Below are 26,125 nucleotides of genomic sequence, written 5' to 3'. Positions count from 1 at the left end.
CCCCGCCTGCAGCCAGCGATTCACCACCATCCCCACCAGCCAGACCACACCCAAATCCGGATGCCCACTCAACAGACCCCAAGCCAATCCCAGCAACCCAAACGGCATCGCAAACGTAAGCCCCGACCCCAGATGCCCCCACGGCCTCGACCTCCTTGTACTCTGCATCCACCGCAACTGATTCCGAAACGAAATCCCAAACGGCGTATCCTGCACCATCAGCCGCACCACATGCGACGCCAACCGAACCCCCGTCCCCATCTCCGCCAACCGGCTCCCCAGCACATAATCATCAGCGTAATACTTGCCCAACTCCGCAAACCCACCCACCTTCTGAAACGAATCCTTCCGCACCGCCATCGTCACGCCCAGCGCAAACTTCGTCCCCTCCAGCATGTCCGCCACCATCACGCCCGAGCTCATCTCCACACTCTTCCCCACCGCATCCAGCTGCGACGAAAACCCCGCACCCATACCCTCATCCGTCGTCCCCAGGTAGATGCTCGAAGCCAACCCAACCTGCGGATCCTTCAGGTTCTGCACCATCTTCCGCAGATAATCCCGCTTCACCCGCGTATCCGCATCGCTGGTAATAAACAGCTCATGCCGCGCCACCGAATCCATCTTCGCCAGCGAAAACACCTTCGCGTTATGGAACTCCGGCGGCGGCTCCCCGCATGTCACATACCTCGCATCCACCTGCGGATACCGCGCCCCCACAGCCCGCGCCAGCTTCAACCCCTCATCGCTCTCCTGCCGAGCGCAAAACAGCAGCTCAAACTCCGGATAGTCCTGCTCAAAAAACGTCTCCAGGCTCCGCTCCAACCCAGCCTCGGTCCCATGCAGCGGCTTCAACACGCTCACCGCCGGAAGAAACGCCGTTCCCGCGCGCTCCTCCCGACGCCGCCTCAACCCAAAGCGCAACGCCGCCGCCAACACCATCAGGCAGTAGATCGTAGAGGTCACGGTCCCCACCGCCGCAACCCAAAACAACATCCGAAGCACCAGACTCATCTCGCCCTTACAAGCCCATCCCAAGCGGCCGCAACCTTGAACTCACAGTCCTCCAGACTACCGCACTCACCGAGCACTCCCGAAAGCCCTACTTCTTCTTCCCCGCCTTCACCGCTGTCACCTTCACCGACGTCACTTTCAACGGCACCACCATCGGCCTCCGCATCGGAACCAACCCCGCACCCGGCACCTGCTGTTGCTGCATCCGCGTCAACATCTCCGTCCGCACATAGTCCACGAACCCCTGCATCTGCCGATTCATCTCCTCCATCCGCTCCCGCATCTGCAGCACAATCGCGATCCCCGCGATATTCACCCCCAAATCCCGCGCCAGGTTCAAAATAAACTCCAGCCGCTCCAGATCTTCATCCGTATAAAGCCGCGTATTCCCTTCACTCCGCGAAGGCCGCAGCAGCCCCTCGCGCTCGTACAGGCGCAGCGTCTGCGGATGAATCTCATACATCTCCGCCACCGACGAGATCATGTACGCGCCCTTGCTCTTCCGTTTTGTCGCCATAGTCCAAGCCCTCTTGCCAAAACAAACGCGCCTACCGAAAGTCTAGCGCCTCCCGCCATCCCAACGCCAAACAATCCCCTTGCTGAGCACATCCTATACAACCCCACCCGCAAATCGGAGCACCCGCAAAAATCCCTACCTCGCCCCCAGCCGCTCCTCCAACCCAGCAACATACGAGACCTGAAACTTAGGCTCCACCGTCTTCGCCAACCTAAGCGCCTTCTCGTAGTAAGGCCGCGCCTCGTCCCGCCTTCCATTCGCATCCAGCGCCTGCCCCATCATCATGTTCACCCTCGCCGACTCCGGCGCCAGCGACTCCGCCTGCTGCGCCTCCGACAGACCACCCGCCACATCCTTCGCACGAAGCAGCAGCCCCGCCTTCTGCACATGGCTCAGCGCCGAAGCAAGCGGAATCTCGAAGTGGCCCTCATACACAAACACCCCAAAGTCGATATCCGCCGTCGGCTTCAGCTCCTTGAACTGCCCATACGCATTCAACGCCCCCGGCCCAAACTCGAACCCCGAAAGAGCACCCGCGCTGATCAGCACCGGCCCATCGATCGCCGCAGGAACATCGTGCGGTTCATCAAAGTAAAGCGAGTCAGCAGTAATCAGCGGCTTGCACGGAATCCCGTAGTAGCTATACTCCGCCACGCCCTCGCCGAAGTAAGCAAACCAGCAGTTCTTGATCCCGCGCTCATCCAAATATCGCTTCACCGACTTCATCTGCTGCCCCCAGTCAGCGCTCGAGTCGCTCAGATACCTGTGCACATTCGCCGGACCTCCAAACGCCTCATTCGCATACGACACATACGCAGGAAACGCATGCAGCACCGACACCGCCTGAAACACCAGCAGCAACACCACGGCATACAACCAGCGCCGATTCCCCTGAATCAACTTCCACACCGCACCCGCAATCGCAACCGACAGGAACACGTAGACAGGAAGAACATGCCGAACCCCAATGTTCATCCCGCCCGCCATCGCGAACGCCATATAAACCCCGGCAGGAACGACCAGATAAAGAATCTCGCGCCAGCATCGAAAGCGCCCCGTCGCCACCGCCCAGACACCCACACCAAGCAGAATCAAAAACGTCAGCGTCGACTTGATCAGCATCGCAATCGGAAAGTAGAACCAGACCGGATGAGGATAGACCGTGCCCAGCAGAAAGCTATGAAACGCCCTCGACTCGAACAGAACGTGGCCGAAGCCATAGATATACGACTCAGGAAGCAGATGACCTCTCGCAAACGCAGCCAGCACCTCCGCCTCAAACGGACTCGGAACCCGATGAAGCTGCCCCGCCATCGTAGGGTTGAGATGCAGCCCCCCTCCACGCGCAGCAAAGCGGAAGCCATACGAAGACCACAGCACAGTGATCGAGATCGCGCAGATCACAAGAAACGCCAAGCCAAGACGCGAAGCATACCCACCCGATGAAACCACCTCACCCGACGAAACATCCGAACGCCCATTCGAGAGTCCAGCCGAGAACTTCCTCCGCCAGACAAACTCCATCCCACCCAGCAACAGCAGCATCGGAAAGAGCAGCACCGCACTGTGTTTCGTCGCCAGCGCAAGCCCCACCACCAACCCCACCGTAACCAACCTCCACACCGTCGGCGCCTTCATATAACGATAAAAAGCGTAGATCGCCCAAAGCATAAAACACGCCTGCCCCGCATCCGTAGTCACCAGCGCGGAGTGCCCAAGCAACGTCGGATCGAAGCAAATCAGACCAAGCGCAACGAATCCCGCCCCCGTTCCAAACATCTCTTGCGCCACAAGAAAGACCAGCACAGCCAGCAGCAGCGTAAGCACCGAAGCCGCCATGCGCACGCGGAACAACATCGTGTTCGCGTCGTTCTGAAAGAGAAAGTCCCTCCCTCCATTCACCTCCTGCAACCGGTAAAGACGATCCTGCAAAACAGGCATCTTCAGCGGCATATCCAACAGCGGAGCCGTAGCCAGAAACTTCAGCAGCGGCGGATGTTCGGCGTTCAGTCCAAAGTCTCCATGCTTCCACTGCATATATCCAGCATAGGTATGGTCGGCCTCGTCCCACGTGCAGGAGTTCGCCCGCGCCATCAACGTAAGTTGCAGCGCGATAACACCGACAAAAAACAACACACCAACGACGACCAGAGAGCGGCGAGATTTCACTTTGAATGGGAGCATGAGCGCACCAGCCAGTCTAAGCAGCCGAAACAAATTAGGGAAGCAACTTATTCCACCCCTGCGCTGTTCTGTCCTTTTGCTAGTCATCCCCGCGGAGATCTGCGGTTGCCGTTGCTCTTGCCGTTGCGGTTGCCTGTCCTTTTGTTTGTCATCCCCGCAGGGGATCTGCGTTTGCGATTGCAGTTGCTCTTGCGGTTGCGGTTGCGGTTGAAGTTGCTCTTGCCGTTGCCTGTCCCTTTGTTTGTCATCCCGCAGGGATCTGCTTCTGCCTTTGCTCTTGCCGTTGCCGTTGCCTGTCCTTTTGTTTGTCATCCCCGCAGGGGATCTGCGGTTGCGGTTGCAGTTGCTCTTGCCGTTGCCTGTCCTTTTGTTTGTCATCCCGCAGGGATCTGCTTCTGCCGTTGCAGCTAGGTACAGCGAGGCTTCAGCCTCGCGTCTAAACCCCGCCGCAAAGCGGTCTCCACTCTGCCGAAGGCCGGAGCGAAAGGCGAAGCCGAAGCGACAAAATATTGCCTTTGCCGTTGCCTGTCCTCTTCAACCCGCCCAAAACCTGTCAACCCCCAAACCCACCAAAACCCGCGCCAAACGCGAACATTCGCGTGACGCACTAGTTATCCCCCAACCGCTATACTGGATATAGAGATAAAAAAGCCCCGGCAAACGCCGGGGCTTTCCTATTAACCACCTAACCCATTTAGAAAGAAATATTTACCCGCAACCCATCTGAAATGAGTATTTTACAAAGAGCAAAAAACGTAAGTCACACAACCAAAAGACTTAGCCATACCCACCCCCCCAGGGGGAGGGGTACCCCCAGAGCCTCATGGAGAAGACGACAACGGAAAAGCCGAACAATCATCACCAAACCTAAACCCCGGTGAACAAAGCCTCCCGCGGATCCTCCGGATTCAGCTTCGCCAGCTCCCGCAGGATCTCCTTGCTCCGCTCATCCTGCACCTTGGGCACCACGATCTTCACCTCCACGATCTGGTCCCCGCGTGCACCCTCCTTCGCCGCTGAAGGCACGCCCTTCTCGCGCAGCCGAAGCTTCTGCCCCGTCTGCGTCCCCGGCGGAATCTTCAACTGCGTCCGTCCGCCGCCCTCGTGCGTATCGATCGTAGGCACATCGATCTTCGCCCCCAGCGCCGCCTCGGTCATCGTAACCGGAACGGTTACATAAATATCATCGCCCGTCCGCGTGAACACCGGATTCGTTCCAGCCTTGATGATCAGAAACAGGTCGCCTGCCGCTCCGCCGTTCGTCCCGGCGTTTCCTTTACCCGCCAGCCGAATCCTCTGCCCGTCGCGCGTTCCGGGTTTAATGCGGAACTCCAGCTGCTCCTTCTTCACCACCACGCCCTCGCCATCGCACGTCGGGCACGAGTTCTGCACCTTCCCCGAACCGCCGCAACGCGGGCACTGGATGTTGAACTTCATCCGCCCACCCATCTGCGTCACCTGCCCCGATCCATGACACTCCGGACACTCGATGCTCCCGCCCGTCGTCGACTTGCCCTTACACGTTGGACAAACCTCCTGCCTCTGAATCTCCAGCCGCGTCACACCGCCCCGCACCGCCGTCCAGAAGTCCACGCTCACCTGGTACTCCAGGTCCGTCCCCGGCTGAGGCCCGCGCGAGCCCTTCTGCCCGCCGCCCGTAAACATCCCGCTGAAGATGTCCTTGAAGCTTCCGCCGAAACCACCCGCCGACTCCTGCTGAGCACCCCGTCCCGCCTGGAAGTCCGAAAAATCGAACCCTCCAAAGTCAAACGGAACCTCCTGCCCTCCGCTTCCGCGACTCTGCGGACCATCATAACCAGCCGCCTGCCCACCATATCCACCACGCGCCGCAGCCTCCGCCGCAGCCGGATCGATGTTGTCAGAATAAAAACCAAGCTGGTCGTAGATCTTCCGCTTCTTATCGTCGCTCAAAACATCGTTCGCCTCGGAGATCTCCTTGAACTTCTCCTCAGCCTTCTTGTCGTTCGGATTCACATCCGGATGATACTTTCGCGCAGCCTTCCGGAAGGCCTTGCGAATCTCCTCCGTCGTCGCCGTCTTCTTCACGCCAAGCGTGCCGTAATAGTCTTTCGTCTGTGTCGTAGCCATAGTCTTCATCCATTCTGCAACAGCGCGGCTCGTCCGCACTCTGAATCCCGCTGCAACCGTCTAATTCTCTTCCCGCTTAGCTTCCGCCTGGCAGACCGGACACCAGAACAGGTTCCGTCCCGCCATCACCTCAGTCAGTACCTTCGTCCCACACACAAAGCACGGTCTTCCCTGCCGCCGATACACATAGTGAGCCTCCTCCTTCAGCGCCTGTCCCGTCTTGTGCGGTCGATCCTTCGGCTTCGTCGTCACAATCCGCCGATCCACCATTCCCGCCTTCATCAACACGCCCGCCTCCTTCCATATCGACCGCAGCGTCGTCTCCGCTATCTGATTCCCCGGCGTAAACGGACTCTGCCGCGCTCGGTACAGCAGCTCCGCGCGATAGATGTTCCCAATCCCCGCCGAGATCTCCTGATCCATCAGCAGCGCGCCGATCGCCTTCTTACTCTTCCCGACACGTGCAATCATCTTCTCCGGCCCATCACCATTCAGCGGATCCGGCCCCAACCGCTTCAGCAGCGTCTCCCACATCTCCTGCGTGTACACTGAGCAATCCATCGGCCCACGCAGCTCGACCCAAGCTACACTCTCCGGCGCAATATGGCCCGTTCCATCATCCTCCGAGTACCACGCATGCCGTTTGCTCACACCAGGAACTACCGGCCTCTTCACCGCCGCCTCATTCCACATCCGCAGCCTCAACGCACCGCGCACCGCAGGCAGCGGACCCGAACCCTCCGTGAAGTCTCCTTGCAGCCCGAGGTGGACATGAAGAATCCGGTCCTTCCCGAAGTCGTATCCAAGATGCTTCCCTACAGCCATCACCCGCAGCAGCTTCCTGCCGTCAATGACCTCCGAGTCCAGGAACCGTCCCTGCGGCCCATCCACACGCACGGCCCGGCCGCCAAACGCCGCTGCATGCCGCTCCGCCCATCGATGGATCTCATTCCCCTCCGGCATCCTTCAACCTCGTTGCAGTCACCTGCGTTTGGTGCCGCCGCCTCACCCGTCGCGGCCGCCCGCCCGCCTCCAGTTCATATCTGTAATGCTCAATAATCCGTTCAGGAGTCCACAGCGCCCAGTGCTCGCCCTTCTGCCTCTGCATCTTCGTCATCTGGATCTCATCCATCTGCCGAATCATTCGCTGTAGATCCTTATAGTGCTCTGCATACGCACTCTCTTCATCCTCTATTAGGCGCTGCATATCTACGTACACCGGCTGAGCCCATTCATAAAACGTGTGCCACACGTCGTAGATATCCAGATGCCCCTTCTTCACCAGCAACGAAAGATGCTCATAAAAGTCCAGCACCTCAAACACATTCACCGGCGGATCTTCCAGTGTCCACGGCTTCAACCCCGCCTCGTCCAGTCGAGCCTCAGCCAACCGGCGACGTACCGCGACGAACTTCTCCGACAGAAAGAAACTCAACTGCTTTTCAAGATTTTCTACCGCCCGATACGCCCGCTCGTGCCGCAACTGCAACCCAGCATAAGCAATGGCGCCGGCACTGGTCACCACCAGAACTACCGTCGCCACTGCCTGTACCGCTTCCCAATTAATCGTCAAAAGTCTAGTTCCACACCTGCCGCGCCTCAATCGCCTCAATCGAAAACATCTGATCCGGCTCCATCTGCTGCATGCGCTGCGCAAACTTCACTGCTTCTTCCCGTGTGTCGAACATCATACGGTTGTACAGCTGTCCCGCTCGTACCTGGTCACACTTCCACATCGTCTCGGTCATAGCCCTGCCTCCAAAGAATCGATTGAGTTCCAGGTTCTCCAGCCAAAGCACATCCGCGTATCTGTCCTGCTCTTTGCTCCTGTCCACCGCAACACCTTTCCGGTGATAAGACGCACTCTACACGCCAATCGCCTTCATCCAAGCCGATAAAAAGAAGGGGCACCCCATCAGGAACGCCCCTTACCTTTCTTTACGTACAAATCAGCCCTTACGGATTACACTTATTTCTTTTCGTCTACATCGACGTACTCAGCATCAATGACGCCTTCATCCTTCTTCGGCTCTTCCGTGGTTCCTTCCGCAGCTGTAGCACCATCGGTCGGTGCGCTCGCTGCCGCAGCCTTGTACATCGCCTCTGCAAGCTTGTGGCTCACAGTTGTTAGACGATCCTTGGCAGCATTCAGCTCAGACGCAGAGGGCGATCCCGCCAGTGTCGTCTTCGCCTCAGCCAAAGCAGTCTCGACCTCGGTCTTATCCGACTCCTGAACCTTATCGCCAGCGTCCTTCAACATCTTCTCGATGTTGTAGACCAGCGAATCCAGCCCATTGCGAGCCTCAACCGCATCGCGCTGCTCCTTGTCCTCAGCGGCATGAGCTTCGGCATCCTTCGCCATCCGCTCAACCTCTTCCTTGCTCAAGCCCGACGAACTCGTGATCGTAATCTTCTGATCCTTGCCTGTCGCATTGTCCTTCGCCGTTACGTTTAGGATGCCGTTTGCGTCGATGTCGAACGTGACCTCGATCTGCGGTACGCCACGCGGAGCCGGAGGAATCCCAGCCAGCTTGAATTTGCCCAGCGTCCGATTCTGCGCTGCCATTGGACGTTCGCCCTGCAGCACATGCACCTCAACCTCAGTCTGCGAGTCCGCCGCCGTCGAGAACGTCTCCGTCTTCTTCGTCGGAATCGTCGTATTCCGGTTGATCATCGCCGTCGCCACACCGCCCATCGTCTCAATCGACAATGTCAGCGGAGTCACGTCGAGCAGCAGCAGGTCCTTCACCTCGCCAGCCAACACCCCAGCCTGAACCGCCGCACCGATCGCCACAACCTCATCCGGGTTCACACCCTTATGCGGCTCCTTGCCGAACAGATCCTTCACCAACTGCTGGATCTTCGGCATACGAGTCTGACCGCCGACGAGAACGACCTCGTCGATCTTGCTCGCATCCACACCGGCGTCCTTCATCGCCTGCTTCGACGGCCCAATCGACCGCTGTAGCAGATCATCGACCAACGACTCCAGCTTCGCACGAGTGAGATTCCGCACAAGGTGCTTTGGGCCGCTCGCATCAGCAGTAATGAAGGGGAGATTGATCTCCGACTCCTGCGCCGTCGAAAGCTCAATCTTCGCCTTCTCCGCAGCATCCTTCAAACGCTGCAGCGCCATCTCGTTGCCCTTCGCATGCAGATCGAGGCCGGTGTCGGACTTGAACTCGCCGATCAACCAATCCACAATGCGCTGGTCGAGATTGTCGCCGCCAAGGTGCGTATCGCCATTGGTCGACTTCACTTCGATAACGCCTTCGCCAACCTCGAGGATCGAGATATCGAACGTACCGCCGCCGAAGTCATAGACCGCAATCGTCTCGTCCTTTTTCTTATCCAGGCCATACGCAAGCGCAGCCGCCGTCGGCTCGTTCACAATACGCTTCACTTCAAGGCCAGCGATCTTTCCGGCATCTTTCGTCGCCTGCCGCTGAGCATCGTTGAAGTACGCCGGAACCGTAATCACGGCCTCGGTCACCGACGTGCCAAGATAATCTTCCGCAGCCTTCTTCAGCTTCTGCAGAATCATCGCCGATACCTCAGGCGGAGTGAACTCCTTGCCCTGTGCCACAACGACGATGTTGTCGCCCTTCGCCACGACCTTATACGGCACCATCTTCAACTCATCGCCGACTTCGTTCATCCGACGGCCCATAAAGCGCTTAATCGAATAAACCGTGTTCTCCGGGTTCGTAATCGCCTGGCGCTTGGCCACCTGACCAACCAGACGCTCCCCGCTCTTGGTGAACGCAACGACAGACGGTGTCGTACGACCACCCTCTTCGTTCGGGATCACCTTCGGTTCGCCGCCTTCCATCACGGCCACGCAGGAGTTCGTCGTTCCCAAGTCAATTCCTATAATCTTCGCCATCTTCTAATCCCCATTCCGGGCCCGCGGCCCACCTGAATCTCTTGACTCGCCCAAGAATCTCACCTTGAGTCACTTACTGTCAACTATTCTGATGGCCTAGCCCACTCTATAGATTCAAAAATCTAACCCACTTTATAGATTTAAAAAGACGATCATTCTGCCTCTGGCAATGAAAATGGCCGGTCCTCATTCCCGGACGATTCCCGGACACTCCTATCTCAGAAGCTCAAACACGCCGATAACCAAATCGATGAGGAATACCCGCTCCCACGTACCCTGATGGTGGCATTGTCGCCCTGGATGCCTCCCGCTACTCTTCCTTCAATTCATGCATCAACTTGGAGCCTTGCTCATGCCCTCTCTGCCTGCCTCTCGCACCACACGCCGCCTCTTCAAACTCGCCTCCCTTGGCCTCGCCGGACTCATCGCTGGCTTGATCTCGGGTTGCAGCGCCGCACCGACACACTCGGCAAGTAACTACACCAAGCCCATGCCCGCCTATTCAGTCGATAGTTCGACGGATAACGGCTTCTTCTCCGCCCATAAGACCCTTGATGCGAGACAGATCCCCGCTCTTCGGCACCCACCCTCCCCCCGCAGGCTCGAATACGGCGAAGTCCAGATGGGCCATCTACAGTCCTTCCCTCTGCCGCACAGCCGTTCCTGATCTGTCGGTCAAGTGCACAAAAACCGTCTAATCCGTCTGTCAAGACCCTACATCGAAACCATTTTTGAATAAGCCCTTTAAGCCGAACATAATAAATGGCTTACACCTTCCATCCGCAGCCCTTCCGCATTGCACAGTAGTTATACCCAACCCGATATACTTGAAATAGGAATTAGAAGAGATAAGGCCGGGACAATAGCTGTCCTGGCCTTATCTCTTTTATATGGAACACTTTACCCGCAAAGTATCTAGAATGAATACTTTGCAGAAATAAGCATTTGAGAACTACACCTAAAGTATCCAGTTGCAAGACTTTACGCAAAAGTACCCCGAGGGGGTAGGTAATTGGACTAGCTCCGATCTGCCAGGGAGCACGAAAGGTCGAGACGCATACTTTACTTCTTAGCAGCGCGCGTCGCCACGATCTGGCCCTTGATGCCGTCGTAGGTCTTCTGCGGAAGAATGCCGCGGGTCAACAGTTGGTTCTTCGCCGTGTAAGGCCGGCCGTCGATGATGCGTTTCGTATACGCATCCCCGATACCCGGAAGCGCCTTGATCTGATCCGCGGTCGCACTATTGATATCGAGTGGACTCGCAGCAGATGCAGCCGGTTTGGCCGTCTGAGCCGCAGCTCCCACCGTGGTGAACGCCGGGACGAAGGCGAATAGAAGCGCCAGCGCAAGAACTTTAGAACGAAGATTGAGCATCGACAGATCTCCTTTATGGATGAATGCTTTACTGCCGAAGAGTACGAGAGCATGGCAGGCGCGTCAATGAACAAGTTCATAGTTGAACTCTCGATGAAAGATTTCGCCTCGCCCCCTCCAAGGTTGACTTCTCCAGACTCGAAAGCTACTCTGAATGGGAGATGAGCACCCTGCACCTCCATCACGGACACCATCATCATCACGCGAAGCGTGTTTTGGCGGCTGTGTCCGGTGTAGCGAAGTAACAAAGCTCACTTAGGATCTCGAAAGGCCCGCTGACGCGCATACCGCGAGCGGGCCTTTTTCTTGTCTAACCACCAACCGAAACCTTCAACCTGAGAGACGCGAAAATGACCGACGCAGTAAAGATCGACTTTGCCAAGATGGACGGACTGGTTCCCGGCATGGTTCAGGATGCGAAGACCGGCGAGATCCTGATGCTGGGTTTTCTGAACGAAGTCAGCTACGCCAAGACCCTTGAGACTGGCTTCGTTACCTTCTGGAGCCGCACGCGCCAGAAGCTGTGGATGAAGGGAGAGACCAGCGGCAACCGCCTGCGGGTCATCGAAGCCTCCACCGACTGCGATAACGACGCGCTCTTGTTCAAGGTGAAGGTAGAGGGCGACGGCCTCGTCTGTCACGAAGGCACAGTTAGCTGTTTCACGAAGAACATTGACATGGAGGCAAAGTGAGCGAGACCAGGAAGCTGAAGCTGGGAATCCCCAAGGGAAGTCTGCAGGATGCAACCATCGCGCTCTTCGAACGAGCAGGCTGGAGAATCTTCGCGAATGGACGCAGCTACTTTCCGTCTATAGATGACATAGAGATCGACTGCATGCTGGTACGCGCACAGGAGATGGCTCGGTACGTCGAACACGGCGCGCTCGATGCCGGATTGACCGGCAACGACTGGGTGATGGAGAACCAGACCGACGTGGAGTATGTGACCAGCCTTACCTACTCCAAGCAAAGCCGTCAGAAGGTCAAGTGGGTGCTGGCGGTTCCGGAGGACTCCCCGTTTGAAAAGCCAGAGGATCTTGCAGGCAAGATCATCGCCACCGAGCTGGTTGAGTTTACGAAGCGGTACTTTGCCAGCAAGAATATTCCAGTGACCGTAGAGTTCAGCTGGGGCGCGACCGAGGTAAAGCCGCCGACGCTGGCCGACGCAATCGTCGAGGTGACCGAGACAGGATCAAGCCTGCGTGCGAATCGACTTCGCATCATCGAGACGCTAATGGAGAGCGAGACCCAGCTAATCGCGAACAAGACCGCTTACAAGGACGCCTGGAAGCGGGAGAAGATCGACAACATCTCATTGATGCTTAACGCGGCGATCGCTGCCCAGGGACGCGTCGGGCTCATGCTGAATACACGCAAGTCGGATCTGTCATCTGTTATTAGTGTCCTGCCCGCGCTGAACTCCCCCACCGTATCGCAGCTAAGCGACACAGAATGGGTCGCACTGAATACTATTTTGGATGAAGCCCTCGTGCGCGACGTAATCCCAAAGCTCAAGATGGCAGGCGCAACCGGCATAGTCGAGTATCCGCTTAGCAAGGTGGTCCTCTAGACTGGCAGTCGTACAAAGCCAGACCGAAGTCCAGGAGATGTCTGTTCAGGTGTCCTATCGATGAAGCTTGTAAGAACATTTGGTCGAAGCAAAGCCGCAGCGTATGCACTGATTGATACACTGGAGCGGCGTGGCGCAGTCAATACCGCGCGTGTAGAACCGGTCGTGAGCCGGATTCTCGCCGATGTGCGCAAGACTGGCGACCGAGCACTACGCAAGTATGCGAATCAGTTCGACGGCCTGACCACAGAGCAGCCTCTCCAGATCTCTCGCGAAGAGATGAAGGCCGCCTGGAATTCGACGAAACCCGAGCTGCAAGCTGCAATGATGGTCGCACGCGGCAACATCCTTGCCTTCGCCGAGGCGCAGATGCCGCAAGAATGGATGATCTCTCCCGCAGCAGGCGTAAAGGCCGGGCAGATTGTTCGCCCGCTTGGCAGCGTAGGCTGTTACGTGCCGGGAGGACGATATCCTTTGCCATCGACACTGCTTATGACGGTAACGCCTGCGCAGGTGGCCGGAGTTGAGCGAATTGTAGTATGTTCCCCAAAGCCCGCAAGAGAGACGATGGCCGCGGCCTGGTTGGCTGGAGTGAATGAGTTTTACCGTGTGGGAGGCGCCCAGGCGATCGGCGCCATGGCCTACGGAACCTCTACGATCCAACCTGTCGATAAGATCGTGGGGCCTGGAAATCTCTACGTAACGGCGGCAAAGGTTGTGGTCTCCGGCCACTGTGGGATCGATATGACTGCTGGCCCTACCGAAATTGTAGTCACATCCGAAACTGGACATGCGCCAGGAATCGCTGCAGATCTCGTCGCCCAAGCGGAGCACGATCCAGATACCCTAGCTGTGCTCATTACGAGCAATGAATCCCTGGCAAAAGACGTCGCAACCGAGATAAAGGCCCGGATGCGGCATAATTCAATCGCGAAAAAATCCCTATCGACGCAGGGATGCATATTTGTAACTGCCACAGTGCGCGAGGCTCAGCAGCTGACAAACCGGTTGGCACCGGAGCATCTAACAGTAGACTCTCCGAAGGATCTAAAGTGGATTCGCAATGCAGGATCCGTCTTCGTCGGCGAGTATGCGCCTCAGTCGATGGGAGATTACGTCACTGGACCAAACCATGTGCTCCCAACCGGGCGTGTGGGACGCGTTCGTGGCGGCCTCAGCGTAATGGACTTTGTGAAAGTGATTACGGTGCAACAGTACACGCGTCAAGGGCTAAAGCAGATGGGCCCACATGCAATCGCATTGGCTGAAGCCGAAGGGCTCATGGGACACGCAGAAAGCGTACGAGTGAAGACAAGATGAAGATTGCTAATATGGCCGCAAAAGAAAAAGTTGTGCAACCGCGCAAAGCGGTTCTGGATATGCCGGAGTATCATCCTCCACTTGCGGGACGAGACGCTCTGAGGTTGGACTTCAACGAAAATACCTTCTCGCCTTCACCCCGTGTGATGGAGAGGCTACACACAATCACTGCGGACGACCTGACCAGATATCCCGAGCGGGAGCCGGTCGAGCGAATCGTTGCCGAACACTTCGGACTGCAGGCCCAGCAGGTGTTGCTAACGAATGGCGTGGATGAAGCAATCCACCTCATGTGCGCGGCCTTTCTGGATCCTGACGACGAGGCTCTGATCTCGACGCCAACATTCTTCATGTATGACGTAAGCGTGCAGATGATGACTTTGCATCTGAGGAAGGTACAGGCCGATGAGACGCTGGAGTTTCCATTCGAACGTTTCATGGCATCCATTACTGAGAAGACAAAGCTGATCATTGTGGCTTCGCCGAATAATCCTACGGGTGCCATTGTGGACCGAGAGCACTTGCTCGCTATTGCTGCTGCCGCGCCTCAGGCAGTTCTAATGGTGGATGAAGCGTATTACCACTTCGATGGGACTTCAATCATGGGTGACCTGGCGCTTGTACCGAATCTCGTTATTGCTCGGACATTTTCCAAGGCATATGGGCTCGCCAATCTTCGGATTGGAATGCTCGCAGGAAACGCTGACCTGCTGAAGTACGTGAGGAAGGTGTGCTCGCCATACAACGTCAACGGCGTTGCTCTCAGTTGTCTACCCGCCGCGATTACGGACGAAACATATCTCTCGTGGTACGTGGAACAGGTGCGCATCGGCCGCGAACGGCTGATGGACGGTCTGCGCGAGTTGGGAGTCCCTTTCTTTCGAAGCCACGCAAACTTCGTGCTTATGAACATCGGCTCAAAGCATAAAGACCTCGTGAAGGCGATGCATAACCAGGGCGTGCTTTTGCGGGATCGGTCAGCTGATCCTGGGTGCGACGGTTTTGTACGCATCACCATCGGCCTGGAGCACCATGTGACGCAGGGTCTCGCTGCGCTGAAGATTTCACTCCAGGAGATCGGATGGAGCGCGACGGTATGATGACATTGAAGAAGACAGCAACTCTCCGAACACGCACCGGAATAATCAAGCGAGATACGACGGAGACGCAGATCGCCTTGAAGCTTGTTATCGACGGACAAGGTCTCTACAAGATAACAACAGGGATTCGTTTTTTCGATCATATGCTGGAGTTGTTTACGAGGCATGGTGGATTCGATCTGACGCTGAAGTGCACCGGAGACCTCGACATCGATCAACACCATACCGTCGAGGATGTAGGGATCGCACTGGGCGAGGCGTTCCATAAAGCTCTGGGAGACAAGAAAGGCATTATGCGGGCCGGATACTTCGTGATGGCCATGGATGAGACCCTGGCCGTGGCTGCGGTCGATTTGAGCGGACGTGTCTCTTATGTGGTCGATGACAAGGTAAAGGTTCGACTCGTAGGAGACTTTCAGAGTGAGCTGCTAGCCGACTTCTTTGATGGCTTTGCCCGCGGAGCCAAAGCGAATGTTCATGTGAAGACGATGTATGGGCGAAGCAATCATCACAAGATCGAGGCAATCTTTAAAGCATTTGCGCGAGCGTTGCGCGGCGCCTGTTCGCGAGATGAGCGAATGCGCGAGATGCTGCCGAGCACAAAAGGACTTTTGTAATCATCTTTTAGGATTCTTTCCTTCAACCATTATCGAACGAGATTCCGAAGGCCGGAGGCTGGTTGCGTGATTGCGGTAATTGATTACAGGGCAGGAAACCTGACCAGCGTGGTGAAGGCCCTGAACTATCTTGGCGCGCATGAGATCGTCGTGACGCAGGACCCTGCTGTGGTCCTGCGGGCCTCTAAAGCAGTGTTGCCTGGAGTAGGGCATTTTCAATCCACCACTTTGCTACAGGAGTTAGGGCTCACAGACGCGATCCGACAGGCTGTAACCAAGGGCACTTGGTTTTTAGGAATCTGCGTCGGTCTGCAATGGCTGTTTGAAGGATCTACCGAAGCCCAAGATATTGCAGGATTGGGACAGTTTGGTGGAGTGTGCGAACGCTTCCCTGCTTCGTTTGAGGGGGAAAATCTGAAGTCGCCTCATGTGGGGTGGAACTCGCTTGAAGGTGTGAAAGCAAATTCGAGGCTGCTGCGTGGTGTAGTGGACGGTGGATTTGTCTACTATACCCACTCCTGGCGAGCACCGCTCATTCAAGCTACTGCGGCAGTTACAAGATATGGCGGAACGTTCACCGCAGCCGTGGAGCAGGACAATATCATGGGTGTGCAGTTTCATCCGGAGAAGTCAGGCGCAGTGGGCTTGCAGGTTTTGAAGAACTTTGTGGAGTTGTAGTGTGCTGACGAAGAGAATTATCGCCTGCCTGGATGTTCGCGGTGGCCGCGTAGTAAAGGGTGTCCAGTTTGTCGATATCGTCGATGCCGGCGATCCGGCGGAACTGGCGCACCGACATGCAGCAGGAGGCGCGGACGAGATCGTACTGCTGGACATTACAGCAACCCATGAGGGAAGAGGAACTCTGCTCGACACCGTGAAGCGAACGGCAGCTGGATTGTTTGTTCCGTTTACTGTGGGGGGGGGAATTCGTTCAGCGGAGGATGCTGCCGCAGTGTTTCACGCGGGTGCGGACAAGGTCAGCATCAATTCGAGTGCCATTGCGCGACCGGAGTTGATTGGGGAGATTGGCGGCAGCTTTGGCGCGCAAGCGGTGATTGTTGCGATCGATGCAAGGCGTACAGAAGGGGGTTCTCCAATTGAAGATGCTGAGGTGTATGTGAGTGGCGGCAGGAAGGCCACAGGCTTGCGCGTGCTGGATTGGACTCGTGAGGCCGAGGAGCGCGGGGCTGGAGAGATCCTGTTAACTTCGATGGATACGGATGGGATGCGAAGTGGATTCGATTGCGAGCTGACTGCGATGGTCAGCGCTGCAGTGCAGATTCCTGTGATCGCTTCGGGCGGTGCTGGAACTGCAGCCCACTTTGCCGAGGTATTTGGACGTGGAAGGGCCGATGCAGCATTGGCGGCCAGCATCTTCCACTTCGGAGTGACAGACTCGCGACAGCTAAAAACGGAATTGCAGAAAGTACATGTGGGTGTGCGGCTGCCCTGTTGAAGAAATATCGATCTGAATGCGAATCACTTTGATATCGCAAAATGCCTAAGGAAGAAAAATAATGTTGATACCTTCGATTGATCTGATGGGCGGGCGAATTGTGCAGCTCGTACAAGGCGAGACCCTGAAGTTGGCGTTCGATGATTTCGAATACTGGATCGAGCAGTTTTTGAAGTATCCGCTGGTTCAATTGATCGATCTTGACGCAGCGATGCGGCAGGGAGAAAACCGAGCGCTGGTGGAGATGATCTGCAAGCGGCTGCCTTGCCAGGTAGGCGGAGGGTTGAAGACGGCGGAAGATGGCCAGCGGTTGCTTGAATCGGGCGCAAAGCGCGTGGTCTACGGGTCCAGCCTGTTTGAGGCAGCGAAGGAGGGTGAGTCGCGCCGGCACAAGGTTATTCGGCTGGAGTTTGCAGAAGACCTAAAGAAGACACTTGGCGAAGAGGCGCTGACTTTCAGCATCGATACCAAAGGTGGTCGCGTAGCGGTGAAAGGTTGGAAAGATTCTGTGGATCTAACCCCGGAGGAAGCCGTGACCTGGCTTGAAGACTGCGCTGCGGCGTTTCTGTATACGCATGTCGATACAGAAGGGACCATGAAGGGGTTTCCGTTGGATGTGGCCGCGGTGCTGCGGGCCTGTACGGCAAAGCAGTTGATCGTAGCCGGAGGAATCAGGGAACGGGGTGAAATCGATGCGCTCGATGCGATGGGCGTAGATGCAGTGGTCGGAATGGCCATTTATTCCGGTGCGATGGACGCCTGAGGCTGGATTGCAGCTTTTGCAGAGATGAGGCATCTGATGGACACTGGTCGTAGTCATTAGGCAATTGGGCGTGGAGGATATGGAAATATGGACTATGTGAATCTTGGCAGAACTGGGCTTAAAGTTTCGCGAATTTGTCTCGGATGCATGACCTATGGTGAGCCTGGATCGGGTGAATTGAAACCCGGACGTCACGCTTGGAGCCTGAGCGAGGAGGACAGCCAACCGTTCTTCAAACAAGCGCTCGATCTTGGGATCAACTTCTTCGATACTGCGAATGTTTATTCCAGCGGCAAAAGCGAGGAGGTGCTAGGACGTTTTCTATCGGTGAATATCCGGCGCGAGGATGTGGTGATCGCCACGAAGGTACATGGAGTGATGCGCGAGGGGCCTAATGGAAAGGGTTTGTCGCGCAAGGAGATCTTCTATGAACTGGATAAAAGCCTGAAGCGTTTGGGCACCGATTATGTCGACCTGTACCAGATCCACCGATGGGACTATGAGACTCCAATTGAGGAGACGATGGAAGCCCTGCACGATGTGGTGAAGTCAGGTAGGGTTCGATATATTGGCGCATCATCGATGTATGCGTGGCAGTTTGCGAAGGCACTTTATCTGGCCGACCTGCATGGGTGGACGAGATTCATCTCGATGCAGAACCATTACAATCTCATCTACCGCGAAGAAGAGCGGGAGATGATGGGACTATGTGCCGCCGAGGGCGTAGGAGTACTGCCGTGGAGCCCGCTGGCGCGCGGACGGTTGACACGAGCGTGGCAGTCCGAGACGACGAAACGATCCGAGACAGACCAGTTCAGCAAAACCATCTACACCAAGACCGAGGCAGCCGATAAGTTGGTCGTCGATCGATTGGGCGAGATGGCGGAGCAGCGGGGTATCTCAAGGGCTACCCTGGCACTGGCATGGATGCTAAGCAAACCGGTTGTGACCTCGCCAATCATCGGAGCAACAAAGACACATCATCTGGAAGACGCGGTTTCTGCGCTTTCGGTCAAACTCACCCCGGAGGAGATCGCATCCCTGGAGGAGCCGTATACTCCACATCCTGTGCTCGGGTTTTCCTGATCGTCCTAACCCAGCAAGGACCTTCGACCGGCGCTGAATTCAAGAATCCACCGCAGTCCTTCCGTCGCAGCGGATGAGTAAGCCACCAGCGTCACACGAATCGAGTGGCGCTGGTGTTTTAGCCCGCCGCTATACTGAATATAGAAATCAGAAAAATTCTAGAAGAACTCAGCTCGTGCAAGGCAGATCTCATAGATCGGCAGTAGCTCTGAACAATTGCTGAGAGTACCCGAACCCGATGAGCACCATCGCGAGACCTCTGGCGTAGAGCCGCATCACATCAACGAATGGAGCCCGAACCCAATGCAGGAGAGTCCCGATGAAGTGCCATGGAGACGAATCACCTTGTTTCTCCTCACCGCTGGCATTCTCATCCTCTGCGCTTTAATCCTGTACCCGTTCTTCTCAGCCATCGTTGGCGCCATCGTCCTCGCGGTCATCACAGAGAAGCCCTACAACTGGCTCGCCCGCCGCATCCCGCATCGCACCACTTGCGCCACGGTGGCTGTCATCCTGGTCATCCTCGCCGTCATCGTCCCAGGCTTCTTTCTCGCGCAAGATATTGGCAAGCAGGCCCTTGCCGCCGTAGTCTCTCTCCGCGATCCAAATGCCCAGAATCGGGTTACCGACTACATCGCCAACCGCCCCGCACTCGCCTCAAGCATCCAGTCTTTCTCGGCCTCCATCGACGTCAACAACGCGGCTCGTACCACAGCCACCTATATCGGCAGCAGGCTTGGTGCCTTCGTCGACAGCTCGGTCCGCATCATCACCGAACTCGTCGTCATGCTCTTCATTCTCTTCTTCCTCTTCCGCGACCGCCAGTTCGCCCTCACCTCTCTCCGCTCCCTTCTCCCCCTCCGCGAAGACGAAGCAACCGAACTCCTCGATCGCGTCGACGACACCATCTACGCCACGGCACTCGGCAGACTCACCATCGCACTGGTTCAGGGCGTCCTCGCAGGCCTTGCCTTCTGGACACTCGGAGTTCCCGGTGTCATCCTCTGGTCCTTCACTCTCACCGTCTTCGCCATGATCCCAGCCTTCGGCGCGTTCCTCGTTTGGGGACCCGTCGCAATCTATCTGGGCCTGAACGGTCACTGGGGCAAGGCAGCGCTACTCGCGATTTGGGGAGGCGTCATCGTCAGCACTATCGACAACATCCTCTATCCAATTCTGGTGGGGTCCCACCTGCGAGCCCACACTGCAACCATTCTGATCACCATCCTCGGCGGCATCGCCGTCTTCGGTCCCCTCGGTATCATCCTCGGCCCCGTTGTCTTCACCATCGGTGGCACCCTGCTCGATGTCTGGCGCGCACGCACAAACAGTCTAGCCCAATAACCTAGCGCACATGAAAATGGATTGGCTAAGAGTAGAACGTCAGCGGACCTTCCACTTCGACGTGAGCATCGCCAGCTTGTCCTCGAAGCTCGCAGGAGGTTCAGGCGAAATCTGAGCCTTCACCTCCACCTGCGCTCTCACCGGCGATCTTCCCTGCCCTTTCGGTCCAGCCGATCCGCTCGCTGCTGACAAGGTCGTCGCTGGCTTCGCGCCTCTCGGCCCAGCTTCATGCAGTGCCTTGATAGACAGCGCAATCCGCTTCGTCTTCGCATCGGCACTCAGTACCTTCACCTTAACGATTTGACCAGCCTTCACTGCCTCCGAAGGATCCTTTATGTACTTCACCGAGAGTTCGCTGATGTGCACCAGACCGTCCTGATGCACCCCTATATCGACGAACGCACCAAATTTAGTCACATTCGTCACCACGCCTTCAAGCACCATATCCGGAAGCACATCCGCCAACTCCCGTACACTCTCATTGAAGCTCGGTGCAACGAATTTATCCCGCGGATCGCGTCCCGGCCTTCTAAGCTCGTCCAGAATGTCGTTCAGCGTAAAACTTCCAGCCGAAAGCGCGCTCTTATCCACCTTCTCCAGCAACTGAGGACTCTTGATTAGTTCCTCCACCGGAGACTTCAGCAAGACTGCAATCTGCTCGACCACCGTGTACGACTCCGGATGTACGGCAGTCATATCGAGTGGATTCTCTCCATCACGAATCCTCAGAAATCCTGCAGCCTGTTCAAACGTCTTCGCTCCAATTCCAGGAACTTTCATGAGTTGCATCCGAGATCGAAACCGTCCATGCTCATTTCGATAACTCACAATGTTCAGTGCCGTTCGCTCGGTTACGCCCGACACATATCGCAGCAGCGTCCACGATGAAGTGTTCAGGTCAACGCCAACACGGTTTACACAGCTCTCAATCACCGTCTCCAACGACTGCTGCAACTGCCTCTGATCCACATCATGCTGATACTGCCCAACACCGATCGACTTCGGATCAACCTTGACCAACTCCGAAAGTGGATCCTGTAAGCGGCGTGCAATTGAGATCGCGCCGCGCACGGTGAGGTCGAGGTCGGGAAACTCTTGCCGAGCTATATCAGAGGCCGAATAGATGCTCGCGCCCGATTCGCTCACAGTCACCGAAAAGATATTCTCCAACCCGCGCTCTCGCAGAAAGTCTCGTACAAACGCATCAGTCTCGCGCGAAGCCGTCCCGTTCCCTATCGCAATTGCTCGCACCTGATGCTTCACGACCAGTGCCTCAAGAGTCTTCGCCGCAGCATCCGCCGCACTCTTTGAGGTATGCAGGTACAACACGTCGTTCGCCAGGAACTTTCCTGTCTCATCGACAACCGCGACCTTGCAACCTGTCCTCTGCCCCGGATCAATACCTAGCACTGAGATCGGCCCAGCCGGAGGAGCGAGCAAAAGATGGTGCAGATTTTCACGGAACACCTGGATCGCATCGAGATCGGAGCGCTTCTTCAGCTCCAGTCGAAGCTCTCCCTGGATCGAAGAGTTCAGAAGCCGTGACCAGCAATCATCAATTGCCAGCTCCAGCTGCGGCGTCCAATCTCCCTGCTCACGGAGCACTCCACGCCGCAGAACTCCTGTCGCTCGAAGCGGCTCTAGTTCGATCAGAAAGTACAGAACGCTCTCGCTCTCACCCCTGCGAATCGCCAGCATCCGGTGCGACGGAATCGTCTTCACCGGCTCGCGGTACTCGTAGTACATCTTGAACTTCTCCTGCTCATCGACAGCGTCCATCGCCTTGCGGCTCACCACGACGCCTTCTTCGAACATTAGGGCACGAGCCGCTTTTCTCAAATCGGCGCTCTCGCTGATCTTCTCGGCGACAATGTGTCTTGCGCCTTCAAGCGCGTCATCGATCGAGGCGACACCCTTGTCAGCATCGACAAACCTTACAGCCATTACGCTCAGCGGTTCCTCCGCCAACTTCTGGTCCCAAAGATAGTTCGCCAGTGGCTCGAGGCCTTTCTCGCGCGCTATCGTTGCTTTGGTTCGCCGCTTCGGCCGATATGGCAGGTACAGATCCTCAAGTTCGCTCTTATCCAGCGTGGCCTCAATCCGCGCCTTCAACTCATCACTCAGCTTTCCCTGTTCGGCGATCGAAGCGAGGATCGTCGCTCGCCGCACCGCGAGATCGCGAAAGTAGGCGATTTTCTCTTCGATATCGCGAATCTGCACCTCGTCGAGATTCCCGGTAGCTTCCTTGCGGTAACGGGCAATAAACGGGACAGTTCCTCCTTCATCCAGAAGCGTAATTACCGCTACCAGACCATGCATGGGGAGGTTGAGAGTTTGGGCGATGTGAAGAAGAATCTGGGGAGAGAGAGCGCTTACGTCAGTCATATCTTGTCTAGTCATGCTATCGCCAATGGACTAGGAAAACTCGCCACCTACTCCGGCCTGCTTCCAGCAAGATGGCACGCTATGGACTTTTGCTGCCCGTAAATGCGTTGGCGACGCCAAGGTTGACAGCCTCTTCGTGGAGGCGAAGACTTATAGGCGAAGGATCTACGCCGACCTATGAAGACCGTTGCCACCGAGACAGCCATTACCGTTCCTCCTACAACAAACAAACATCTCATTCGCTGGGTCGAAAAGATGGCCGATCTGTGCCAGCCGGACCGCATTCACTGGATCGACGGCTCGCAGGCTGAGTACGATTTTCTCTGCGACCAACTCGTACACGCTGGAACTTTCACCAGACTGAACGAGGAGCTGTGGCCCGGTTGTTTCCTGGCACGGTCGGCACCTAACGACGTTGCGCGTGTTGAAGACCGCACCTTCATCTGTTCTCTCTCCAAAGACACAGCGGGGCCGACCAATAACTGGGAAGACCCTTACGTAATGCGGAAGAAGCTTAAACAGCTCTTTCGCGGTGCCATGCGCGGCCGCACCATGTATGTGCTGCCGTACAGCATGGGTCCGGTCGGATCTCCTATGTCGCAGATCGGCGTTCAACTGACCGATTCGGCCTACGCCGTGGTTAACATGCGCATCATGGCACGCATTGGTGCGCCTGTCTTTGCAGAGATTGATAAGGATGAGAAGCGCGTTGTCCCTTGCATGCACACGGTGGGCGCGCCACTTGCACCTGGGGAGCGAGATGTTCCATGGCCGTGCAACGACGAGAAGTACATCGTTCACTTCCCCGAAACGCGAGAGATCTGGAGCTACGGTTCGGGTTACGGCGGGAACGCGTTGCTTGGTAAAAAATGCTTTGCTCTGCGCATCGCCTCGAACATTGCGCGGGACGAGGGCTGGATGGCGGAGCACATGCTGATCCTTGGGGTTGAGTCGCCTACGCATGAGAAAACCTACGTTGCGGCAGCGTTTCCGTCGGCATGCGGCAAGACTAACTTTGCGATGATGATTCCGCCTGCAGGCTTCGATGGGTGGAAGGTCTGGACTGTTGGGGACGATATTGCGTGGATCAAGCCGGATGCGAATGGCCAGCTCCGCGCTATCAATCCGGAGGCTGGGTTCTTCGGTGTGGCTCCGGGGACGAGTGCGAAGACTAATCCTAACGCGATGGCTACGCTCGCGAGAGATACGATCTTTACGAATGTGGCGCTTACGCCGGAGGGCGGCGTGTGGTGGGAGGGAATGACGGATGCTCCTCCGTCGGAACTCATTGATTGGAGGGGAAATAGGTGGACTCCTGGGATTGCGAAGGAGACGGGATTGACGGCGGCGCACCCGAATGGACGCTTCACGGCTCCGGCGAGGCAGTGTCCTACGATCGATCCTGACTGGGAGAATCCGAATGGGGTTCCGATCAGCGCGTTCATCTTCGGGGGTAGGCGGCCTACTACTATGCCGTTGGTTTATCAGGCGTTTAACTGGTCTGCCGGGGTCTATATCGGGGCTACGATGGGGTCGGAGACGACGGCGGCCTCGGCGGGAGCTACTGGGAAGGTTCGGCGTGATCCGATGGCGATGCTGCCGTTCTGCGGGTATCATATGGGCGACTACTTCAGGCATTGGTTGAAGATGCAGCGGAACCTTTCGGCTACGCCGCGGGTGTTCCATGTGAACTGGTTTCGGAAGGGCGCGGATGGAAGCTTCCTTTGGCCGGGATATAGCGAAAACATGAGGGTTTTGAAGTGGATCGTGGATCGCGTGCGGGGACGGGCGCTGGGCAAGGAGACGCCGATCGGATGGACGCCGCACTATGACGATATCAACTGGAAGGGTTTGGAGTTTCCGCGGGCGCTGTTCGAGGAGTTACAGACGGTGGATCGGGAGCAGTGGAAGCGGGAGGTGATGGGGCATGAGGAGCTATTTCTTATGCTTCACGATCACCTTCCACCGGAGATGATCTACGAGCGAGAGCTGCTGATCTGCCGGCTTTAAATCTGCGCGTTTGCGCGGTTTTTCCCAGCGTGGTGGATTGTGGTTTTTCAAGGGTTTTTTGCGAAACGTGGTGTGCAAACGTGGTGTTTTTGCATGGCAATCGTGGTAATTAGCGTGGTGTATGTATGGCTGGAGATGCCATTCAAAATTACCTTGAACGATACGCCAGGTTTTTGATATTTATTTTGGTCCGACCAGTTGGCTTCGTTCTAGTGTTTGGACGATGGGTTGGAGTGAGCAACGTCTGTCTAAGTTTGGCCCTGACAGAGGCCGCAGAGGACTATGTCGAATCAGCATGCTGCACCGTATAACCCTGATCCAAAGCCACAGGTTCCTGAACCGAGCTATGCAGAACGCTCACGTACGTTGATGCATCTGGCCAGCGTGGGTACGCTTTCGACGGTCTCGCGCAGGCAGGCGGGCTTTCCGTTTGGGTCGCTGATGCCGTATGCGCTTGATTCGGCGGGACGTCCGCTGTTTCTGATCAGCACGATGGCGATGCATACGCAGAATCTGAAGGCGGACGGACGGGCGAGCCTGTTTGTGGCTCAGCCGGCTGCCGATGGCGATGTGCTGGGTGCGTCGCGGGTTACGGTGGTGGGCGATGTGACGCAGGTGCCTGAGGAGGAGAAGGCCGGGGTGCGGGAGCTGTATCTGAAGGCTCATCCGGGGAGCCAGTACTGGGTGGACTTTACCGACTTTGCGTTCTTTCGGCTGGAGCCGACGGAGATCTACTACGTGGGTGGATTTGGCGTGATGGGATGGGTCGCGGCGCAGGAGTATGGGGTTGCCCTGCCTGACCCGCTAGCGGAGGCGTCACGGGGCATCCTGGAGCATATGAACGCCGACCATGGGGACGCCCTGGTGCTGTTGTCGCGGGTCCATGCAGGGTTAGAAGGGGAGTCGGCTACGATGACGTCTGTGGACCGCCTGGGCTTCCATGTGCGGGTGCAGACGGCGGCTGGAGTGAAGGGTGCGCGGATCGTTTTTTTGCGGGAGGCGGCCTCTGCGGGGGAGACTCGCGCGGTCCTTGTCGAAATGGTCAAGCAGGCGCGTCAGACCTGAGTTTCCACTAATTTGGTATTGACTCCAGACGGCTTTGCAGTTACCTTAAATGAATGGCCAGACTCCCTTCGGGTTGAGTCGGTCGTAACGAAGTCCACCCACTTCGTTGCTTTACCGGAATACCCACGCAACAGCCCCCACCGCGCTGCGTGGGTTTCCTTTTTAAGCTGGTGTTGAGCTTGCTGGCGCCATCTTTGGAAGTTGTTGGACGACAACGGAAGAGAACGCTTCTTATCGGTGACGTAGAAGCCTGGGGTCTGGCTTGAGGAAGAACATGCAAAGGCAGAAGCATACCTTCGGGATGACAACAAAGGGACAGAACAAA

General features: G+C 56.7%; 24 protein-coding genes. 13 read left to right on the top strand and 11 right to left on the bottom strand.

The annotated features are described in order from the left end of the window. The 9 genes from GSQ82_RS23340 to dnaK all read right to left on the bottom strand — a co-directional run. The coding region (locus GSQ82_RS23340; RefSeq protein WP_158794661.1) for a glycosyltransferase at nucleotides 1-1,014 on the bottom strand (1,014 nt) is incomplete at its 3' end. Between the two features lie 88 nt (nucleotides 1,015-1,102). Beyond that, nucleotides 1,103-1,531 (bottom strand): helix-turn-helix transcriptional regulator, encoded by a 429-nt coding sequence (locus GSQ82_RS23335; protein WP_158794660.1) that lies wholly within the window; start codon nucleotides 1,529-1,531, stop codon nucleotides 1,103-1,105. 135 nt (nucleotides 1,532-1,666) lie between these two features. Next, nucleotides 1,667-3,715 (bottom strand): glycosyltransferase family 39 protein, encoded by a 2,049-nt coding sequence (locus GSQ82_RS25465; protein ID WP_158794659.1) that lies wholly within the window; start codon nucleotides 3,713-3,715, stop codon nucleotides 1,667-1,669. An 83-nt stretch (nucleotides 3,716-3,798) separates the two neighbouring features. After that, entirely contained in the window at nucleotides 3,799-3,963 is a 165-nt protein-coding gene (locus GSQ82_RS24605) for a hypothetical protein (protein WP_174243130.1), read from the bottom strand. Nucleotides 3,964-4,582: 619 nt separating this feature from the next. Beyond that, nucleotides 4,583-5,824 carry a DnaJ C-terminal domain-containing protein gene (locus GSQ82_RS23325; RefSeq protein ID WP_158794658.1) on the bottom strand — a complete coding sequence of 414 codons (1,242 nt, stop codon included), beginning with the start codon at nucleotides 5,822-5,824 and terminating at the stop codon, nucleotides 4,583-4,585. A 60-nt stretch (nucleotides 5,825-5,884) separates the two neighbouring features. After that, entirely contained in the window at nucleotides 5,885-6,787 is a 903-nt protein-coding gene (locus GSQ82_RS23320; protein WP_158794657.1) for an Fpg/Nei family DNA glycosylase, read from the bottom strand. Next, nucleotides 6,771-7,397, bottom strand: coding sequence for a hypothetical protein (locus tag GSQ82_RS23315; protein ID WP_158794656.1), 627 nt, complete (start codon nucleotides 7,395-7,397; stop codon nucleotides 6,771-6,773). Before GSQ82_RS23315 ends, GSQ82_RS23320 begins: the two co-directional genes overlap by 17 nt. Before the next feature lie 4 nt (nucleotides 7,398-7,401). Continuing rightward, entirely contained in the window at nucleotides 7,402-7,572 is a 171-nt protein-coding gene (locus GSQ82_RS23310) for a hypothetical protein (protein ID WP_174243129.1), read from the bottom strand. Between the two features lie 221 nt (nucleotides 7,573-7,793). Then, nucleotides 7,794-9,710, bottom strand: a complete 1,917-nt coding sequence (gene dnaK, locus GSQ82_RS23305; RefSeq protein WP_158794654.1) for a molecular chaperone DnaK — start codon at nucleotides 9,708-9,710, stop codon at nucleotides 7,794-7,796. Nucleotides 9,711-10,062: 352 nt separating this feature from the next. Here dnaK and GSQ82_RS23300 point away from each other — a divergent pair, with 352 nt between their 5' ends. Next, nucleotides 10,063-10,377, top strand: a complete 315-nt coding sequence (locus GSQ82_RS23300) for a hypothetical protein (protein WP_158794653.1) — start codon at nucleotides 10,063-10,065, stop codon at nucleotides 10,375-10,377. A 395-nt stretch (nucleotides 10,378-10,772) separates the two neighbouring features. Here the strand turns inward: GSQ82_RS23300 and GSQ82_RS23295 are convergent, their stop codons facing one another. Then, nucleotides 10,773-11,084, bottom strand: a complete 312-nt coding sequence (locus tag GSQ82_RS23295; protein ID WP_158794652.1) for a helix-hairpin-helix domain-containing protein — start codon at nucleotides 11,082-11,084, stop codon at nucleotides 10,773-10,775. 350 nt (nucleotides 11,085-11,434) lie between these two features. Here GSQ82_RS23295 and hisI point away from each other — a divergent pair, with 350 nt between their 5' ends. The 10 genes from hisI to GSQ82_RS23245 all read left to right on the top strand — a co-directional run bounded on the left by hisI (nucleotide 11,435) and on the right by GSQ82_RS23245 (nucleotide 20,340). Next, nucleotides 11,435-11,776, top strand: a complete 342-nt coding sequence (gene hisI / locus GSQ82_RS23290) for a phosphoribosyl-AMP cyclohydrolase (RefSeq protein ID WP_158794651.1) — start codon at nucleotides 11,435-11,437, stop codon at nucleotides 11,774-11,776. Continuing rightward, entirely contained in the window at nucleotides 11,773-12,654 is an 882-nt protein-coding gene (gene hisG, locus GSQ82_RS23285) for an ATP phosphoribosyltransferase (RefSeq protein ID WP_158794650.1), read from the top strand. Before hisI ends, hisG begins: the two co-directional genes overlap by 4 nt. Nucleotides 12,655-12,714: 60 nt before the next feature. Continuing rightward, nucleotides 12,715-13,974, top strand: a complete 1,260-nt coding sequence (gene hisD, locus GSQ82_RS23280; protein ID WP_158794649.1) for a histidinol dehydrogenase — start codon at nucleotides 12,715-12,717, stop codon at nucleotides 13,972-13,974. Next, on the top strand, nucleotides 13,971-15,074 hold the full coding sequence (hisC, locus tag GSQ82_RS23275) for a histidinol-phosphate transaminase (protein WP_158794648.1): 1,104 nt from the start codon (nucleotides 13,971-13,973) through the stop codon (nucleotides 15,072-15,074). Before hisD ends, hisC begins: the two co-directional genes overlap by 4 nt. Further along, on the top strand, nucleotides 15,071-15,691 hold the full coding sequence (hisB, locus tag GSQ82_RS23270) for an imidazoleglycerol-phosphate dehydratase HisB (protein WP_254061871.1): 621 nt from the start codon (nucleotides 15,071-15,073) through the stop codon (nucleotides 15,689-15,691). The genes hisC and hisB overlap by 4 nt, the downstream gene beginning before the upstream one ends. A gap of 66 nt (nucleotides 15,692-15,757) precedes the next feature. Continuing rightward, a complete protein-coding gene (hisH, locus tag GSQ82_RS23265) occupies nucleotides 15,758-16,369 on the top strand; it encodes an imidazole glycerol phosphate synthase subunit HisH (RefSeq protein ID WP_158794647.1) in 612 nt (203 codons plus the stop codon). 1 nt (nucleotide 16,370) lies between these two features. Then, on the top strand, nucleotides 16,371-17,147 hold the full coding sequence (hisF, locus tag GSQ82_RS23260; RefSeq protein ID WP_158794646.1) for an imidazole glycerol phosphate synthase subunit HisF: 777 nt from the start codon (nucleotides 16,371-16,373) through the stop codon (nucleotides 17,145-17,147). 61 nt (nucleotides 17,148-17,208) lie between these two features. Continuing rightward, complete coding sequence (locus tag GSQ82_RS23255; protein ID WP_158794645.1) at nucleotides 17,209-17,910, top strand: HisA/HisF-related TIM barrel protein; 702 nt, start codon at nucleotides 17,209-17,211, stop codon at nucleotides 17,908-17,910. An 87-nt stretch (nucleotides 17,911-17,997) separates the two neighbouring features. Then, nucleotides 17,998-18,996: an aldo/keto reductase gene (locus GSQ82_RS23250; RefSeq protein ID WP_158794644.1), complete on the top strand. Its 999-nt coding sequence runs from the start codon at nucleotides 17,998-18,000 to the stop codon at nucleotides 18,994-18,996. A 303-nt stretch (nucleotides 18,997-19,299) separates the two neighbouring features. Beyond that, nucleotides 19,300-20,340 carry an AI-2E family transporter gene (locus GSQ82_RS23245; RefSeq protein WP_158794643.1) on the top strand — a complete coding sequence of 347 codons (1,041 nt, stop codon included), beginning with the start codon at nucleotides 19,300-19,302 and terminating at the stop codon, nucleotides 20,338-20,340. Between the two features lie 39 nt (nucleotides 20,341-20,379). On the opposite strand, the gene GSQ82_RS23240 is transcribed toward GSQ82_RS23245, so the two are convergent. After that, nucleotides 20,380-22,725: a Tex family protein gene (locus GSQ82_RS23240; RefSeq protein ID WP_158794642.1), complete on the bottom strand. Its 2,346-nt coding sequence runs from the start codon at nucleotides 22,723-22,725 to the stop codon at nucleotides 20,380-20,382. Nucleotides 22,726-22,902: 177 nt separating this feature from the next. Between GSQ82_RS23240 and GSQ82_RS23235 the strand changes: the two genes are divergently transcribed. Together GSQ82_RS23235 and GSQ82_RS23230 are read left to right on the top strand one after the other, a co-directional pair. After that, a complete protein-coding gene (locus GSQ82_RS23235) occupies nucleotides 22,903-24,735 on the top strand; it encodes a phosphoenolpyruvate carboxykinase (GTP) (protein ID WP_158794641.1) in 1,833 nt (610 codons plus the stop codon). Nucleotides 24,736-25,017: 282 nt separating this feature from the next. Further along, complete coding sequence (locus GSQ82_RS23230) at nucleotides 25,018-25,800, top strand: HugZ family protein (RefSeq protein ID WP_158794640.1); 783 nt, start codon at nucleotides 25,018-25,020, stop codon at nucleotides 25,798-25,800. Nucleotides 25,801-26,125 lie beyond the last annotated feature (325 nt).

The organism is Granulicella sp. L60, from assembly GCF_009765825.1.
Taxonomy (GTDB): Bacteria; Acidobacteriota; Terriglobia; order Terriglobales; family Acidobacteriaceae; genus Edaphobacter.
This window is presented reverse-complemented; position numbering and strand designations above follow the sequence as displayed.

Excerpts from the sequence above, each read along its gene's own strand:
- GSQ82_RS23310 (WP_174243129.1), bottom strand. The coding sequence starts at position 7,572 with ATGACCGAGACGATGTGGAAGTGTGACCAGGTACGAGCGGGACAGCTG.
- dnaK (WP_158794654.1), bottom strand. The coding sequence starts at position 9,710 with ATGGCGAAGATTATAGGAATTGACTTGGGAACGACGAACTCCTGCGTG.
- GSQ82_RS23335 (WP_158794660.1), bottom strand. The coding sequence starts at position 1,531 with ATGGCGACAAAACGGAAGAGCAAGGGCGCGTACATGATCTCGTCGGTG.
- GSQ82_RS23245 (WP_158794643.1), top strand. The coding sequence starts at position 19,300 with ATGCAGGAGAGTCCCGATGAAGTGCCATGGAGACGAATCACCTTGTTT.
- GSQ82_RS23235 (WP_158794641.1), top strand. The coding sequence starts at position 22,903 with ATGAAGACCGTTGCCACCGAGACAGCCATTACCGTTCCTCCTACAACA.
- hisD (WP_158794649.1), top strand. The coding sequence starts at position 12,715 with ATGAAGCTTGTAAGAACATTTGGTCGAAGCAAAGCCGCAGCGTATGCA.
- GSQ82_RS23250 (WP_158794644.1), top strand. The coding sequence starts at position 17,998 with ATGGACTATGTGAATCTTGGCAGAACTGGGCTTAAAGTTTCGCGAATT.
- GSQ82_RS23295 (WP_158794652.1), bottom strand. The coding sequence starts at position 11,084 with ATGCTCAATCTTCGTTCTAAAGTTCTTGCGCTGGCGCTTCTATTCGCC.
- GSQ82_RS23255 (WP_158794645.1), top strand. The coding sequence starts at position 17,209 with ATGTTGATACCTTCGATTGATCTGATGGGCGGGCGAATTGTGCAGCTC.
- GSQ82_RS23325 (WP_158794658.1), bottom strand. The coding sequence starts at position 5,824 with ATGGCTACGACACAGACGAAAGACTATTACGGCACGCTTGGCGTGAAG.
- hisC (WP_158794648.1), top strand. The coding sequence starts at position 13,971 with ATGAAGATTGCTAATATGGCCGCAAAAGAAAAAGTTGTGCAACCGCGC.
- GSQ82_RS24605 (WP_174243130.1), bottom strand. The coding sequence starts at position 3,963 with ATGACAAACAAAGGGACAGGCAACGGCAAGAGCAACTTCAACCGCAAC.
- GSQ82_RS23320 (WP_158794657.1), bottom strand. The coding sequence starts at position 6,787 with ATGCCGGAGGGGAATGAGATCCATCGATGGGCGGAGCGGCATGCAGCG.
- GSQ82_RS23240 (WP_158794642.1), bottom strand. The coding sequence starts at position 22,725 with ATGACTGACGTAAGCGCTCTCTCTCCCCAGATTCTTCTTCACATCGCC.
- hisI (WP_158794651.1), top strand. The coding sequence starts at position 11,435 with ATGACCGACGCAGTAAAGATCGACTTTGCCAAGATGGACGGACTGGTT.
- hisB (WP_254061871.1), top strand. The coding sequence starts at position 15,071 with ATGATGACATTGAAGAAGACAGCAACTCTCCGAACACGCACCGGAATA.
- GSQ82_RS23300 (WP_158794653.1), top strand. The coding sequence starts at position 10,063 with ATGCCCTCTCTGCCTGCCTCTCGCACCACACGCCGCCTCTTCAAACTC.
- GSQ82_RS25465 (WP_158794659.1), bottom strand. The coding sequence starts at position 3,715 with ATGCTCCCATTCAAAGTGAAATCTCGCCGCTCTCTGGTCGTCGTTGGT.
- GSQ82_RS23230 (WP_158794640.1), top strand. The coding sequence starts at position 25,018 with ATGTCGAATCAGCATGCTGCACCGTATAACCCTGATCCAAAGCCACAG.